We start from the raw sequence: 14,568 nt of genomic DNA, 5'->3' as shown, positions 1-14,568 counted from the left end.
TGCAATTATGGAAATAATAAATAGCTTTTACTCAGGGTATAGAAACGGAGTTAATAATAATGGACATGTTGTATATTGTCGTTATGGATTGCCTTATTTAATTTGTTTGCCAATAAATAGGCCTGATGATCCGTTGCTAAATCCTGCATTAACGCATTTAAAAGCGATGAACGGTTATTACGCTAATCAGTTTTTAAGTAATTTACATAACGCATTAAATAGTGAAGATGTTATAGCCGCTTTGTATCAATATGCTTTGCAAAGCTCTGTATCTATTTCTGATTATAATAAAGCGGAATTAATTGATACGTTATCGGGTTTAGTTGCTCAAAGTAAGTTATTAATTATTCCTTTATTTGATTAGGTTTATTGTTAAAAAGTAAATAGGACAAGGAGTCTTTATGGGTAAGCCCGCAGCTACAATTGGTCATATGCATGTATGTCCTAAAACAACAGGTACAGTCCCTCATGTTGGCGGCCCCGTTGTGGTTGGCTCTGCTAATGTATTAATAGGTGGAATGCCTGCGGCACGTAAAGGCGATATGTTAGTATGTGTTGGCCCACCCGACAGCATAAAGTCAGGCTCTGGTAGCGTAAAAATTAACGGTAAACCCGCAGCTCGAATGGGTGATGATAGCTCCCACGGCGGAAAAATTGTAGTTGGCAACCCTACTGTATTGATAGGTGGCTAATTTTGCTGTCTACCTACTTAAGTAATCATCAAGCACAATTGCTCAATATAAGTAAGGCGCAGTGCTGCCCTTTTACTTCTGTAGGCTATGTAAAAACGCTCAAAAAAAAGCTGTTAGAAATAACCTGGTTAACCGCTAAAAAAAACAATACTCCTCAATGTTTTACCCAGCCCGATTTAACTCAACTTAGTGCTTTAGTAACTAGCGAACAGAGTCTTGATGTAATTTCTCAGGCATGCATAGAAGTGATGGCTAATTTACCGCAAACAATTAACCTTGCTTTTATAAACGCTTTGCTAAACAGCCCGTCCTTGCATGGCTTAGCAAAGGCAGTTATTTATAAAGTTTTATTACAGCAACACAGCTTTAATTTAATTGCATTAATTGATTTAAATACTCTTTATTTTGCGTTAGCTAATAGCGCTGAACAAGAGGTAACAACAGCCGAAACAGTCGCGCTTATCAGCGCATTCAACCCTAATGCCAATATAAAATTGCTAAAACATGTGTTTGATGAGCTATATAAAAGTGGGCTTGTTAATTCACCGTTAATGTCGCTTTTTTTATTATCACTAAGTTGGGAACAGGTAAACGCGTTAAGTAACTACGCAAGCCACGTTTTAACAGTAGATGATACGTTGCATGTGCTATTACAAAGTGGCTATGTAAAGCTAGTGCCCTTAGCGTGTATGTCGTTAAACCAAGTAGAAAACCCAACAGCTATTATTGCCCTAATAAGGCGTATGCTTGGTGATAAGCTCGACTTACTCGTAAGCTATGACATTCAATTAAGTGCGTTTAATGCTGAACAACAAGCACTAGATGCCTTCAAGCAGCAGTTACAGCAAAATTGGCCTAAATACGAGGAGGAGCTTTGCGTACAACGGTTAGTAGCTGGTAAAGCACTTAATCATAAGTTAAACGCAATAGAAATGTCGGCAATGGACTGTTATAGCCAAGCAATATTCAATTTGTATACCTACTATAAATCGGTGGCTAAAAATGTAAAAGCAGAGGCGCAAGCATGAAGGCGTTTAATGTAAACGTAAGCTGTTTTTTTACGCCTTTGTCGCAAGACATAGATACATTGCTATATGAAGATACCCCAAACCCACCTAACGGTGTTAATTGGCAATCATGGAATGCCTGTATTTATGATTGCATAGTAAAAGCGAAAGAACTTTTTGCAAAAGTAGAAGACTCAAACTTGCCACTTGTATGGCTATTGCCAGCACTGGCGTACCAAGATGAGCTAAAGCAGCTTTTAGCAAAAAGTTTTAAACAGTTGTTCCCTGAACATGTAGAGCACTTATTATTTTATGGTGCTGTTGGCGCTAATACGTTAGTACAAATGGCGGGGCAAAAAAAATGGCGTAAGGCAAATGTTATAGCCATTGATGCAACCTATAAAGCCGATAAAAACAATGAGTGGGTATACTTAGGAGTGGGTGGTGCACTCGCGACTATTGAAACGGTTAAAAGCGGCTGGATGCAAGTAAGCCATGAGCTTGCCCCTTCAATCGATTTTATAAAGCACGACCAACTAGGCGGTATATTTTCAAATATTGCACAGCATAATAAAGACTACATAGACCTTATTTTTGCTCCAGGTAACGGCATACATCAGCAAAGTGACGTATGGCTTACTAATTTACAAAGGCTCAGCAGTTTAATTAATGAGCATACACATTATGAATTACCTAATTACAAATTAGGTAAAATGGGTGCGCTTGAAGGACTTGTCAATTTATATCAATTGACCTCAAGCCCAGCTATTGTAAATCACTTTAAACACGCGTTAGTGATTTCTCAAGAACAAGCAAAATATCAGGCCGCAGCATCATACTTATGGATAAGTGAGGAAGTACACAACTAATGCAAAGTAATACGGTTGTTTTACAAGGAACGAGTTACCCCATTTGCCTAGTTGCTGGCAAAGGCCAAACGCCGTCAGGTTATGCGCCAAGTGTGGCAAACACCCCAGATACAGCTAAACAGCAAATAGCCCAAATTGGTGGTGCGTTAACGGGTGACGCTGCCAAACGTCTTGATGTAATTAATTTACTAAATAGTGCAGGCATTAACTGCCCACGTAGCGCCTCTGCCCGCGAAACAGCAAGTGTACTTACCCAAGCCTTAATAAGTGGCGCAGTAACGTGTTACCACCAAAAAGCAAAGTCGGCTATTCAGGTAAGCGATAACACAAATAGTGGCTCAGCGGGCAAAAAGTCGAACAAAAAATCAAGCTCAACCGCATCGGGTAAAAGCGCAACGCAAGCACCTGCAAAAAATACGGGTGGGGCAAGCAATAACACCGCAAGCGAAGAGCCCATTACAAATCAAGAGTGCCGCTCAGATCCGGTTTCAATGCTGTCGGGCGAAGAAATTCTCCCGCTTATCGACTTTACCCTAGCAGGCAGCCGCCAATTAGTGTGGCGACGTTTGTATCGCTCATCTCATGCTGATGTGTGCACAACAATGGGTAATGGTTGGCGGCACGACTTTATGGCAAGCCTTACTGAGCATTACTTACCACCGCCAAAAGTGGGCCCTAAGCAAAAAGGCACCTATTGGTTAGAGTACCAAGACGAGCACGGCGCTAAACATAAATTTGAAAAAGTAAAGCCTGGCCAATCAAGCTATCAGTTAAGTAGTAATCTTGCGCTACATTACCAAACAAATGGTAAGCAAGTACTAGTAACGCCAGACGACCAACACCTTACGTTTAAACCAGGCGAAAGCGCATGGTTGCTTGAAAAAATAATTAACGAAAAAGGCCAAAGCATCGCGTTTTATTACGATGCAAAAGAGCGCCTACACTGCATAGAAGTAAACAAAGTACGTGGCTGTATAATTAGCTACAACGCGCAAGGTTTATTAAGCAAAGTAGCAGCGTACTGCACCGATAAAAACAACAAACAGCAATTGCTATCGCCATTACTAGCAAGCTACGAGTACGACGAAAACAAAAACCTTGTTAAGGCTACTAATCAGCAAAACGAAACTGAGCGCTACGCCTATAATGCCGCTAACTTATTAACAAAGCGTACCCGAGCCAGTGGCTTTAGCCATCATTTTGAGTGGGATAGCTACTCACCTAGCGCTAAATGTATAAAGCAGTGGGGCGATAACAACACCTATACTTACCAGTTTGAATATAACTTAGCAGCTGGTGAAACAACCTGTATAGATTCTCGCGGCCACAAAGAGCACTTTGTACATAACGCACAAGGCAAATTGGTAAAACATACCGACCCTAACGGCAACGTTTGGCAATATACATATAATGCGCAAGGCCAAAAGCTCAGTGAAATTAAGCCCGATAACAGCACAACGCGCTATAGCTATACACCTTATGGCCAATTAGAAACAATAACGCAGCCAGATGGTAGCCAAACCCATTTTGCTTACAACCAACTTGGGCAACGTGTATTAACTACCTTACCTGATGGCCAAACAATTACGCGTAAATACAGTGTGGCTGGCTTATTACAAAGCGAAACCTTTGGCGATGGCCGCACCACATTATACAGCTACGATAAGCTTGGCCAGTTAACCCAGCATATTAATAAAAACGGCCAAATCACCAAATTTATTTGGAACGAGCAAGGCGAGCTGTTAGCAAAACACCATAACGATGAGTTAATACGTTACAGCTACGACAGCTTAGGCCGCGTAAATGCCACACTTAACAACGCAGGCTTACTCACCCAATATAAATACAATGAGCACGGCCAGCTTACACAAACAATTGCCTTTGATGAAAACAACCCTGAAAATAAACAGTATCAATATTTTAGCTACGACGAAGCAGGGCGGTTAATTAGTTCGCAAAACAGCAAAGGCGACACCACAGAGCAACACTTTGAAGGGCTAAGCCAGCCGCATTGTGTTATTCAGCCTGATGGCAGCGCGCTGCATTTAACGTACGACAAAGAGCGAAACTTAACAGCCATCGAGCGAAGCGACGGCCATGTATACCGCATAAGTTACGACGCGAACGAAAACCCTACACAAATAACCGGATTTGATGGCACGCTACAGCAATATAAATACGATGCCTGTAACCGCTTAACTTCAGTAACACAAAGCAACAAACGCCATGTGAAAATAGAGCGTGACAGCCTTGGCCGTGTAACTGCGCAGCATGCAAGCCTTGCAAGCGACTCACATATCATTAATAACGCCAATTACTACAGTTATAACCTGCAAGGTAAAATTACGCGTGCGCATAATGCACAATCAACACTTAAACAACGCTTTGATAAAGGCGGCAGGCTACTGTGCGCCGAGCAAGTTAATAACCAGCAACAAGCGCATACCTTAAAATACAGTTACGACGAATACGGCAGAAGGCAAACGCTTACCCTGCCAGACTCAACCACGCTTAAATACAGCTACAACCAGTTTGGCCAGCTAAGTGCTATTCACTTACAGCAAGCCAATAGCAAAGAGGGTGAGCTCGCTGAGCCGCTTGTAACACTAGGCTACGACAGCCAAGGTAATATTAACACCCAGCAGTTTGGTAACAGCATTACTCTTACTCAACAGTTTGATGTATTCAACCGTTTAACGCAGCAACAGCTTACACACCCAGCGCAAACATTATTTGATACCTGTACGTACAATTACGACAGTGTAAATCAGCTTATAGCCCGTAAAAACGAAGGCGTAAGCAGCCAAAACATCAATTTTGAATACAACAGTTTGGGGCAGTTAATACAACAAACTTTAGCAAGCTCACGTGCTGATACAACCACACACTACCAGTGGGATAGCTTTGGTAACCCACAAAGTCAGACTGTTCAATCAAACACAAACGATGCAGACATTAGCGGTACAGACACTAGTGATACAGGCGAGCAGGGTATAGAACATGATACTGCCAGTAACGAGCATACAGCCAGCTCTTCTATTGATTTAACACGTGCCACGCATAGCGAATACAATGAGTTAGCGCTAAATAGTAGTGAAAATAGTAGCAACGCTGACTCAGTAGCAAACAATGAAAGTACTAACAACACCACAATAAACAGTGCCACCGACGCCGACCGCCTAACACACTTTGGCGATAGCGACTTTTACTACGACGAGTTTGGTAACCAAATACGCGAAACCGGCAAAGGCATTAAAACCCGCCGTGAATACAACGCGTTTAATCAGTTAAGCTGTTTTAACAACAACGGCACGCTCACCCAATACGACTACGACCCATTAGGGCGTCGTATCGCCAAGCACACTGAGCACGGTAAAATTGACTACATTTGGGATAACGACCAGTTAATCGGCGAATGCCAACACGGCGAATATACTTGGTATATCAACCTGCCAAATCAATTTCACCCAGTAGCGCTTATTAAAAAAGGCGAGGTATTCTACTACCACCTAGACCAACTTAACACCCCACGCTTTGTAACCAATAACAAAGCAGAAGTCGTCTGGGAAAACCAAGCCGATGTGTATGGTTATGAAGAGCCAGAAGCCGAGCCTGACACTAATAAAGAAAATACCTTCACTCAGCCAATCCGCTTTCAAGGGCAATATTTAGATGAAGAGAGCGGCTTACATTACAACCGCTATCGCTACTACAGCCCTAAACAACAGCGCTTTATAAATCAAGATCCGATAGGGTTGGTAGGTGGCATAAACCACTATCAATATGCGCCAAATCCGGTGAATTGGGTAGATCCGTTTGGACTGCTGTGTAAAGAGGGGGTGAAAAAGCTTTCTAAGATGATAGGCGACATCGTTGACCCAGCAATAAAAGCCAAAATATTAAAAATTGCTGAAGACAGTTCTCCAGCAGATGCCAGAACGGGTAATATTAAAGTAACAAGACCTAATGGTGAAAACAGACTTGAGCATGAATACAGTATCGAATCTATGGATGTTGATAACGGTAAAATTACTTTAACACGAGAAGTAGGCGATAAAGTGATTGAAACTACAATGACCATTGAACAGTTTGTTGGTGGGCATGTTATTGATGGTAAAGTGGTAAATGAAGAGTGGTCTCGTGAAACAGGAACATTGACTGAGAATGAATTAAAACTCAACAAAGCAACTAAAAAAGCAGGTAGTAAGCAGGTTGTTTCTTCTCTGCCTGTTGAATTGAAAGAGCATGTGGATACTCGTGATGAGGAAATAATCGAACGAGATAAGCACAAGGCGAAAGCTTCACCAGAAGAAACACAACGTTATAACGACCAAATACCACTGATTAACAATGAATCAGCCAAAATTGGTGAAAAGGCAGCAGATGCAGCAATTGAATCATTGTACCCTGGTTATACTCGCATTCACCCGACGAGCTTAGATAGTTCTACATCGGTAAAGGGTAACTTTGATATGGTTTATCAAAATGCTGATGGTGATGTCATTATTGTTGAAGCCAAGGGGGGCAGTAGCCCATTAGGTAAAATGAAAATTGGTGATGAATATTATCAGCAAGGCACAACGAAGTATGCAAAAGCCATTACTAAGAGTATGAAAACTAATACGAACCCGAAAGCGTCTACAGATAGAAAGGCGGCAAAAGCAATAACAAAGGCAGCTAAAAAGAATAAAAATATAAAATATTTACATGTCAAAACTCCTATAAAAAAGACGGGTGCAGGCTCTGAGGTTGGCGAGGTCGAAATTTCAGAATTTGATATAGACAAAAATGCTCTAAGAGGTAGAAAATGATAATTAAAAGAAAATACGATCCAGAATTTGATAAGCGTGTGCCTCTGGATGAGTGGTTAGAGTCGCCAAGAGAAGCCTATGAAGAAATTGCAGAAGACATTGAAATTAAAAGAGACAATTTATTAATGATATCAGAGGATATGGTTAACCTAGCTCGCTGGTTAACTTGGGAAGTTCAAACTCCCGAGATAGAAAAAGAGTCAGCATCAGGGTTACGATATGCATCAAAAATGTACGCCGCGTTCTTAAAGCTTGCACAGCAGCCTGAGCAAGAGCAAACCTTTAAAATATATAATTTACCTGAAGTGACATGGAATGGTAAAGGTATGTTAGAAGCGGGTTATGCAGCGCCATCAGAATGGATTGATGCCTATTTTTTAGCTGTTATTACTCGCGATACTGAAAGTATGGATAGCTTGGCAAATTTCCCTATAGAAACGATGAAACAAAGTGCGACACAAGCAGGCCCCGTTTCTTATAAGCTCGTTGAAGTATTTCAAGCTTACCACCATCATCAAGCCGATTACCCAAAATTACTTGACGAGTGCATGGGAATGGCTGTTAAACAAAATGATGATTGGGCGTTATATATTGCTTTCGGATACTTAGAAACGCTAGCTGCTTTATCACCAGCAACTTTTGATGTTGGTTGTGATTTTAATGAAGCACTTGCCAAAAACTTACAAGCGCAAGAGCGCTACCACATTTATGAGGCAGGTCCGGATCATGCCCCTGTAGATTCATTCTTACCCCTGCAATTACTCGGCATGGCGTGCATGTGGCACGATATGGGTAATGAAGTAACGATTGAAAGTGATTCACTTCCTCGCTTTTTAATTAATGGTACTTATTTTAAATAATTAGAAATATAGGCAGCCAATGGGGTCAAATTTTGACTTCATACATCTACTTTCATTATGTTGAATTTAGATAAAACAAAGAAAATAACAAATACACCACTTTAAATAGTGGGTGTTAATTTACTAATAACACGTTGTATTCATGCAACATAATTAAATAAACTAGACACCCACTTTAAATAGAGGGTGTTAATTTACTACTAACACGTTGTACTTAAACAACATAACACTTAAGAAAAGGACTCTTCGATGCCAGCAATGAAATTAATCCAATCGGTAGGAATTGGCGGCGCAAATAAGCCAGGTGATGTAAAGGCAGTACAAACCGCTTTAAATTCACTTCTTTCCCTCATAGCGCCTACTAGAAAACTTACCGTAGACGGTCGTTTAGGCTCACGCCCTGAAAACTCTAAAACCGTAGCTGCTATTAAGTTGTTTCAAAGCAAAGTGGTAAATATGGTACGCCCTGATGGAAAAATAGACCCAAATGGTCGCACCCATAGAAAAATCAACGAAAAGCTGGCGAGTGCTGTAACAGCTGCGGTTGTTCCAATATCTGGCAATTTAAAAACAACGTTAAAGCGAAACGTGAAAGCATATGAAGGGAATATTCCTCATATGTATTTAGATACACTAGGGTTCTTGACAGTAGGCGTTGGGCATTTATTAAAAGATGTTGAAGCAGCAAAAAAAGTACCTTTCATCGTTCGTGATACGGGTGTTAAAGCTTCAATACAGCAAATTGAAGGTGAATTTAAATCAATTAAAGCAATGCCGTGGGGTAAAAAATATGAGGCAACTTACTACAAACCATTCACAACGTTAGTAATTTCAGAGGCGGTAAGAGAAGCACAAGTCGAACACCATATTAAAACGTTTGAAAGTGAGCTTAAAACCATTTACGGTGCATCTGAATTTGCAAGTTACCCTGATGATGTTAAGTTAGCCTTGTTTGATTTAATATTTAATTTAGGAATGCCTAGACTAAAAGATACTTTCCCTAATTTTAACAGGCATATGAAAGCGCACGATTTTAAAAAAGCGGCTATTGAATCAAATAGAAAAGACGTATCGGCTGAGCGTAATACTTATGTCCGCAACTTATTGGCGAATGCAAAATGATTAAAAATACATTATTACTCGCTTTCACTGTTATATCGAGCACAGCATGTGCGAAAATTGCAGGTAATGAAATAGCACCCACATATAACCTAAAGAGCAATACAAGAGGGTTGTTTATAGACCCGGTAACATCCGACAGTATGGAACAGGTTGATATGCTATTGAATAAACAATGGTATTTTACAAAAGTACTTACACTTGATGGTAAGCCTGATATGGATGTTAATAGCTGTAAAACATTGTTTAAAGCCTCTAATGAAAACTATAAAACAACAAATTACCAGGCGAAGTCTATACTAAAGGACTTTAAAAAAACGTGTTCGACTTGGCGCGATATGGGGCAGTTAACGCCTTCAAAAGAAAGCTTTTTAAGCTCATTTAAGCACAGTTTAGCATTACCTGAACAGATGCCGCCTGAGTTGTCTTTAATTATCTCGAATGATGATGAGCGTCGCCTAGCAAAAGCGAGTAGCTGGGAAGAAATGAGCCACATTAAAAAAGTGGAACCTGTCACTGACGACCAAGCGATGTATTATGATAACAGTGGTGGCATTCAAAGATTAACAATAATGGCGAAGGGCGATTATAACCAAGATGGCATTGAGGATATGGTGTTGTACATGGAAAACTCAGTGGAGGGCGGGGATTATTACTCTTCTTATAGTTATATTGTGACACGATTAGCCGCCGATGCACCATATACGTTAATCAAGCAGTTTTAATCACTTAAAAATATAACAATGACACCCACCTTAATTTTTGTTTGGTAAAGTTGGGTATGTGGTTTAGTTTTTACAAGGTATGTTACTTTATAAAGCGGTTATTGAGTTGACCTAAAAGAGATATGCTACTGAATGTAATGCTTATTTTTAAGTACAAAATGACAAAGAAGTTAATTTTACTTGCATGTATTAAAAATAAAATAATTAAGACACCCACCTTAAATGCTGGGTGTTCACTTATCGCTGACAAATTGCACCTAAAAGAGATAACGTTAAAAAATGGACTTTTCGATGTCATCAACAAAAATAGCACAATCGGTTGGATTGGGCGGCTTTAACATCTCAACTGATGTAATAGCTGTACAAGGCACGCTAAAAAAATCACAAAGGCTTGTCTCGCTTACACAAGCCTTAATTTGTACTCTTCTACTAACGATAAGTCATACCGCTTTCGCGTCAGAATGTTTAAATATAAAAGTAACTAAGCCTATAAAAGTTGATGACAAAACAGGGCTATTGCAGTCATTGAAGTTTGAGCAAGTTAAATTACTCCACAAAGATAAGTCAGGTATTTGCTTGCCTACAAGGGATACTTACATCTTGTCTTCTAGTGAAGGGATCCCTTTTATTGCCACTCGATTAAAAGGTCATACACCAGAAATAACATTGCTTGAAAAAGACAAAAATTATTATGCATTAATAAAGTTTTATGCAGGTAACAAATTGCAAGTACTAAAGGGATATCAAGTCATCAAATCAGAGCTATACGCGCTCCCTAACTTCACTTTAAGTAGTAATGTAAGCAATATTAGTATTGATGAAGGGGTTATTAGCGTAAAGAATACTAAGTTAGTTGAAGAGCACTCCATTGATTCAGTTACGCTTTATAACTTTGATTTATCAGGTGTATCAGTTAAGCATTAAGTAATGTATTTACTAAATAACTATAATATTGAACTACCAAGGGTATTAAAAAGCATGATAAAAAGTAACCTTGGTAAGTTTTTTCTGATTACAGCCTTGTTTTTTATTGCACCGTGTAATGAAGCTCAAGGTGCTTCGCAAGTTATATTTAAATGTAATGCGGATGTGCCTACACCTATTGAGCTGATTATTAGCAAAGTAGGTAATAAATTTCACTTAGCTAAATTCACTGTAAATGCAGCCACGGTTATTGATTCAGCAGACTTTAAAACGGTAGAAAAATCGAGCTATCATCGCTCTTTGGTTACTGAACATAGTTTAACTTTTAATGGGGGAGAAAGTGAAGTTATAGTGAGTGATTACTATAGTGAAGAGTTTGATACAGTAACACAAGAAAACACAGTCACACTACAAAAGAATGATATAAAGAAATATTGGGCTTGTGACAGTACTGCTATTAGTAAATTAGCTTCTATTGAAGATTTTTAGCCAATTAAAAGCGCTGATCGCGCACACTATTTTATTAAGCTTTATTTTTTGTGCTAATGCTCAACATACTGATTTATTGGAGCTTGATGGCTTTAGAAAAGCGGTCAATAGTGCTGACTATTTAGCTAAAGTAAAAATTATTAAAGTGGAATCTTTTCAAGAGGTTGATGGTTCCCAAAGGCATGTTTTTACCGCTGATGTAGTTACTACCTATAAAGGCTCAACTCATAAACAGATTTCTTATGAGATGTTTGTTGAGAGAGGTGAAGATGTAATGTGTAACTCGGCGCCCATTTACCTTGCACTTTGTAAGAGTTTAAACGGGTCTTATTATTGGCCTGGTACGGGTTCAGAGTTTAAACCTACACCTGTTATTAATGCTTGGATTAATGAAAATAGAGTTTCCCTTAAACTAGCACGCACACCTGCAGGTTGGTGTGACTAGCTTGGGTTTTTGAATAATATTAAGAATATTAAACATAAGGAAATACAGTGAGTAAAATAAACACGGATGTAAATTACAGAACAATGGCAGGAAACGCGCGCTTAGTGATTATTGCCGAGTCTAGCCATAATCCAGTATCTTATAAATATGAGGCTATAAAGGCTCTAAAACAACTTAAAGCTGCGGGTTTCACTCATTTTGCGATGGAAATGTTACCTATAAAGATAAAAGAAAAAATAGATTTTTATCAACGTACTGGTAAAGGTTTTGATGTCATTTACAAACATTTTCGAGAAAATTGGTATTGGAATGGTGCTGCTAGCACAGGTTATGGTGAACTAGTTAAAGCTGCTAACTCTCTAGGTATGAAAATTATTCCGTTAGATATGCCTGTTGAGGTGATGGATAAAATTGATGGTAGGTGCACTTGGGAGGACGCTGATGGTGGTTTATGTACTGATTCACATATTCAAAGAAATCAAATGTGGGCGAGCATACTAAGCAGTACCCTTAAAATTGAAAAAGGCTCCCGTATTGTTGCATTTATGCATCGGTACCATGCATTTAATGCTGGTAATAGGCATATAGGTGTTGATTCTATTTTACTTAATTTAAAAATCAGTGGAATAAGTATAATTGACTATATTGGTGGGATGACCTGCAAAGATAGAGGAGTTTGTGAAGGTGAAGGCGACTTAAAAAAGCCGCTTAGAGAGACTTATTTCTATAGGAAAGGTGCATTTTTACCTTCACCAGTACCTTCTTATACTGTTCATCTTCCTGAACAATCTTTAGGGAAGTGATTTTATGGATAAAATAATATTATTATTGTTAGTTATAATGGCGCCTTCCATTTATGCCGCAGGTCCTCGATGGGATAATACTATAGATATAAATGACCCAGATTTAACAGTAATAACCGCCGCACAGCAATGTCATAAAAGCTTAATTAACGCACCTGAGTATCTCGAGGAGTGGTGTGAAAAAGCTTATTCCATGGGATACTGGAAAGCATTGATTACTTTAAGTCTTCACACTGGGGATGGGACTCGATTATTAGAGGAAGCCAAAAAGCGGGTTGCGGCAAAAGAGATAGAAGCTTATTCAACACTAGCTTGGTTATATGGAAGTGGCATGTTTGTAGGGCAAGATATTGATAATGCAATTTCTCTTCACAAAGAATTTTTAGCGTTAGATATAGAATTGCCAGATTCATTAGTTACAACGGCGCATTTTGAGTTAGCAAGTTTATATAAATCGCAGCATAATTGGCTTGCAGTAAAAGAGCATGCACAATATGTTATTGAACACAGCGCTTTAGCTTATGACAAAGAGCAAGCTGTTAGTTTATTACAGTTAGCAAAAGAGAAAGCTCAATTAAAAATAAATCATTGAATTAAAACTGATACACAAAGGAGCTATAAACGCCTAAGCTAAGGCGCTATAGAAATGATATGGAACAACAAAACCAACAAACACTAACTAACCTTGTTTACGATATATACGAAAACCCAACTTTAATAGAAGAGCATCAAGTGCTTATAAACCCTTTGTTGAGCGATTTAGTTGCCACTGCGCCTGCTGGGTTTGAGGGTATGGCGACGATGATTAATACTCACATTTCTAATGGGTTTAAATTCAAAAATCCAAAAATACAAAAATTTGAACTTGAGTCGGGGCTTTTAAAACTTAAAACATATTTTCAAAAAATAAACCTATAACACCTACCTCTCTTTATTATTGAGCCCCCACATTTTTAACTTTAATGCAGCACGTGTGCTGCATTAACGTATTCTCATTAAGGATGATGTATGAGCCTTGTTACCACGAGTATTTTAATGCTGTTTTTACAGCCTTTATTTGTATATTTAGCTCTTTTTAAAGAGTCAGATCGGAGTGTACAAAACCGTTCACTAGATAACGAAGATGCTATGTATCTATTTATAGCGCCAGGGTTAGCTGTATTTTATCCTGATGACTTTTGGCAGGCGGTACTTTATTTAGGAAGTGTATGCCTACTAGGTTTAATGCTTGCCATTATTGTAAAAAGCAAAGCTAAAAAACGATTAACAAGGGATGACGCTATTGGGTTTACTATTGCCAGCTTTTTATTTTTTTGGATTATAAAATTAATTATTGGTGGGGTAGCGTACCTCTTTACCGAAAATGCCACGAATGCTTCATCAGCCGACATAGGCCAGCAAGCTTATTCATCAAATTCAGGTGAGCTTTTAAACTGGGGGTATTTATATTATCAGTTTTGGCCAACGTTATACTTTTTACTCTTAATGCTAGCCACATTAGCTATAAAAATAATAGAGAGTCGGTTTGATAAACATTCATTTTCAGGCTCGCTGCTAATATTGGGCGCCGTTTTAGCTGGCGTATCACCGTTATTTGGCAATGCTTTTATTTTAGGCGTTATTGCTAACTTTTTTATATTTTTTGTTGTTTGTACGGCATGCATAGAAATTGATAAAAAGAGCGATCCTTCAGCCGGTGCTATTAGTATTATGTATGCTTTTTTGCTTATGGGCGGCATCATGTTTAGTGGCATTGGTAAATTAATATATACACTATTTTATAATTAGATTAGTGATTGTTTTTTGATAAAAAAACATGCAGTA

The 14,568-nt window shown here is 38.9% G+C and carries 15 protein-coding genes; all 15 read left to right on the top strand.

Going from position 1 to position 14,568, the window contains the following annotated elements:
• Positions 1–7 precede the first annotated feature (7 nt).
• The 15 genes from AN391_RS12690 (at position 8) to AN391_RS12620 (ending at position 14,532) form a co-directional block, all read left to right on the top strand.
• Positions 8–364, top strand: a complete 357-nt coding sequence (locus AN391_RS12690) for a hypothetical protein (RefSeq protein ID WP_055015740.1) — start codon at positions 8–10, stop codon at positions 362–364.
• A gap of 37 nt (positions 365–401) precedes the next feature.
• Complete coding sequence (locus AN391_RS12685; protein ID WP_055015739.1) at positions 402–692, top strand: PAAR domain-containing protein; 291 nt, start codon at positions 402–404, stop codon at positions 690–692.
• A 2-nt stretch (positions 693–694) separates the two neighbouring features.
• Positions 695–1,720, top strand: coding sequence for a hypothetical protein (locus AN391_RS12680; protein WP_055015738.1), 1,026 nt, complete (start codon positions 695–697; stop codon positions 1,718–1,720).
• Positions 1,717–2,568 (top strand): hypothetical protein, encoded by an 852-nt coding sequence (locus AN391_RS12675; RefSeq protein WP_055015737.1) that lies wholly within the window; start codon positions 1,717–1,719, stop codon positions 2,566–2,568. The genes AN391_RS12680 and AN391_RS12675 overlap by 4 nt, the downstream gene beginning before the upstream one ends.
• The gene (locus tag AN391_RS12670; protein WP_235576489.1) at positions 2,568–7,379 is read left to right on the top strand and encodes an RHS repeat-associated core domain-containing protein; all 4,812 of its coding nucleotides are present in this window, start codon (positions 2,568–2,570) and stop codon (positions 7,377–7,379) included. Before AN391_RS12675 ends, AN391_RS12670 begins: the two co-directional genes overlap by 1 nt.
• The gene (locus AN391_RS12665) at positions 7,376–8,239 is read left to right on the top strand and encodes an immunity 49 family protein (protein WP_055015736.1); all 864 of its coding nucleotides are present in this window, start codon (positions 7,376–7,378) and stop codon (positions 8,237–8,239) included. Before AN391_RS12670 ends, AN391_RS12665 begins: the two co-directional genes overlap by 4 nt.
• Positions 8,240–8,488: 249 nt before the next feature.
• Positions 8,489–9,361 (top strand): hypothetical protein, encoded by an 873-nt coding sequence (locus AN391_RS12660; RefSeq protein WP_055015735.1) that lies wholly within the window; start codon positions 8,489–8,491, stop codon positions 9,359–9,361.
• A complete protein-coding gene (locus tag AN391_RS12655; RefSeq protein ID WP_055015734.1) occupies positions 9,358–10,083 on the top strand; it encodes a hypothetical protein in 726 nt (241 codons plus the stop codon). The genes AN391_RS12660 and AN391_RS12655 overlap by 4 nt, the downstream gene beginning before the upstream one ends.
• 291 nt (positions 10,084–10,374) lie before the next feature.
• Positions 10,375–11,007, top strand: a complete 633-nt coding sequence (locus AN391_RS12650) for a hypothetical protein (RefSeq protein ID WP_055015733.1) — start codon at positions 10,375–10,377, stop codon at positions 11,005–11,007.
• Between the two features lie 54 nt (positions 11,008–11,061).
• Positions 11,062–11,496 (top strand): hypothetical protein, encoded by a 435-nt coding sequence (locus AN391_RS12645; RefSeq protein ID WP_161804107.1) that lies wholly within the window; start codon positions 11,062–11,064, stop codon positions 11,494–11,496.
• Entirely contained in the window at positions 11,483–11,941 is a 459-nt protein-coding gene (locus AN391_RS12640) for a hypothetical protein (RefSeq protein WP_055015731.1), read from the top strand. The genes AN391_RS12645 and AN391_RS12640 overlap by 14 nt, the downstream gene beginning before the upstream one ends.
• Positions 11,942–11,988: 47 nt before the next feature.
• Positions 11,989–12,744 (top strand): ChaN family lipoprotein, encoded by a 756-nt coding sequence (locus AN391_RS12635; protein ID WP_055015730.1) that lies wholly within the window; start codon positions 11,989–11,991, stop codon positions 12,742–12,744.
• A gap of 4 nt (positions 12,745–12,748) precedes the next feature.
• Positions 12,749–13,336 carry a hypothetical protein gene (locus tag AN391_RS12630; protein WP_055015729.1) on the top strand — a complete coding sequence of 196 codons (588 nt, stop codon included), beginning with the start codon at positions 12,749–12,751 and terminating at the stop codon, positions 13,334–13,336.
• Between the two features lie 59 nt (positions 13,337–13,395).
• Positions 13,396–13,662, top strand: coding sequence for a hypothetical protein (locus AN391_RS12625; protein WP_055015728.1), 267 nt, complete (start codon positions 13,396–13,398; stop codon positions 13,660–13,662).
• Between the two features lie 90 nt (positions 13,663–13,752).
• The gene (locus tag AN391_RS12620; protein ID WP_055015727.1) at positions 13,753–14,532 is read left to right on the top strand and encodes a hypothetical protein; all 780 of its coding nucleotides are present in this window, start codon (positions 13,753–13,755) and stop codon (positions 14,530–14,532) included.
• Positions 14,533–14,568 lie beyond the last annotated feature (36 nt).

Source organism: Pseudoalteromonas sp. P1-13-1a (genome assembly GCF_001401875.1).
Lineage (GTDB): Bacteria > Pseudomonadota > Gammaproteobacteria > Enterobacterales > Alteromonadaceae > Pseudoalteromonas.
The sequence above is the reverse complement of the archived record's forward strand: the minus strand, read 5'-3'. Positions and strand labels throughout refer to the sequence as shown.

Bases quoted from the DNA above. Each gene is read 5' to 3' on its own strand.
- AN391_RS12690 (WP_055015740.1), top strand. From the start codon at position 8: ATGGAAATAATAAATAGCTTTTACTCAGGGTATAGAAACGGAGTTAAT.
- AN391_RS12685 (WP_055015739.1), top strand. From the start codon at position 402: ATGGGTAAGCCCGCAGCTACAATTGGTCATATGCATGTATGTCCTAAA.
- AN391_RS12675 (WP_055015737.1), top strand. From the start codon at position 1,717: ATGAAGGCGTTTAATGTAAACGTAAGCTGTTTTTTTACGCCTTTGTCG.
- AN391_RS12670 (WP_235576489.1), top strand. From the start codon at position 2,568: ATGCAAAGTAATACGGTTGTTTTACAAGGAACGAGTTACCCCATTTGC.
- AN391_RS12665 (WP_055015736.1), top strand. From the start codon at position 7,376: ATGATAATTAAAAGAAAATACGATCCAGAATTTGATAAGCGTGTGCCT.
- AN391_RS12660 (WP_055015735.1), top strand. From the start codon at position 8,489: ATGCCAGCAATGAAATTAATCCAATCGGTAGGAATTGGCGGCGCAAAT.
- AN391_RS12655 (WP_055015734.1), top strand. From the start codon at position 9,358: ATGATTAAAAATACATTATTACTCGCTTTCACTGTTATATCGAGCACA.
- AN391_RS12650 (WP_055015733.1), top strand. From the start codon at position 10,375: ATGTCATCAACAAAAATAGCACAATCGGTTGGATTGGGCGGCTTTAAC.
- AN391_RS12645 (WP_161804107.1), top strand. From the start codon at position 11,062: ATGATAAAAAGTAACCTTGGTAAGTTTTTTCTGATTACAGCCTTGTTT.
- AN391_RS12630 (WP_055015729.1), top strand. From the start codon at position 12,749: ATGGATAAAATAATATTATTATTGTTAGTTATAATGGCGCCTTCCATT.
- AN391_RS12625 (WP_055015728.1), top strand. From the start codon at position 13,396: ATGGAACAACAAAACCAACAAACACTAACTAACCTTGTTTACGATATA.
- AN391_RS12620 (WP_055015727.1), top strand. From the start codon at position 13,753: ATGAGCCTTGTTACCACGAGTATTTTAATGCTGTTTTTACAGCCTTTA.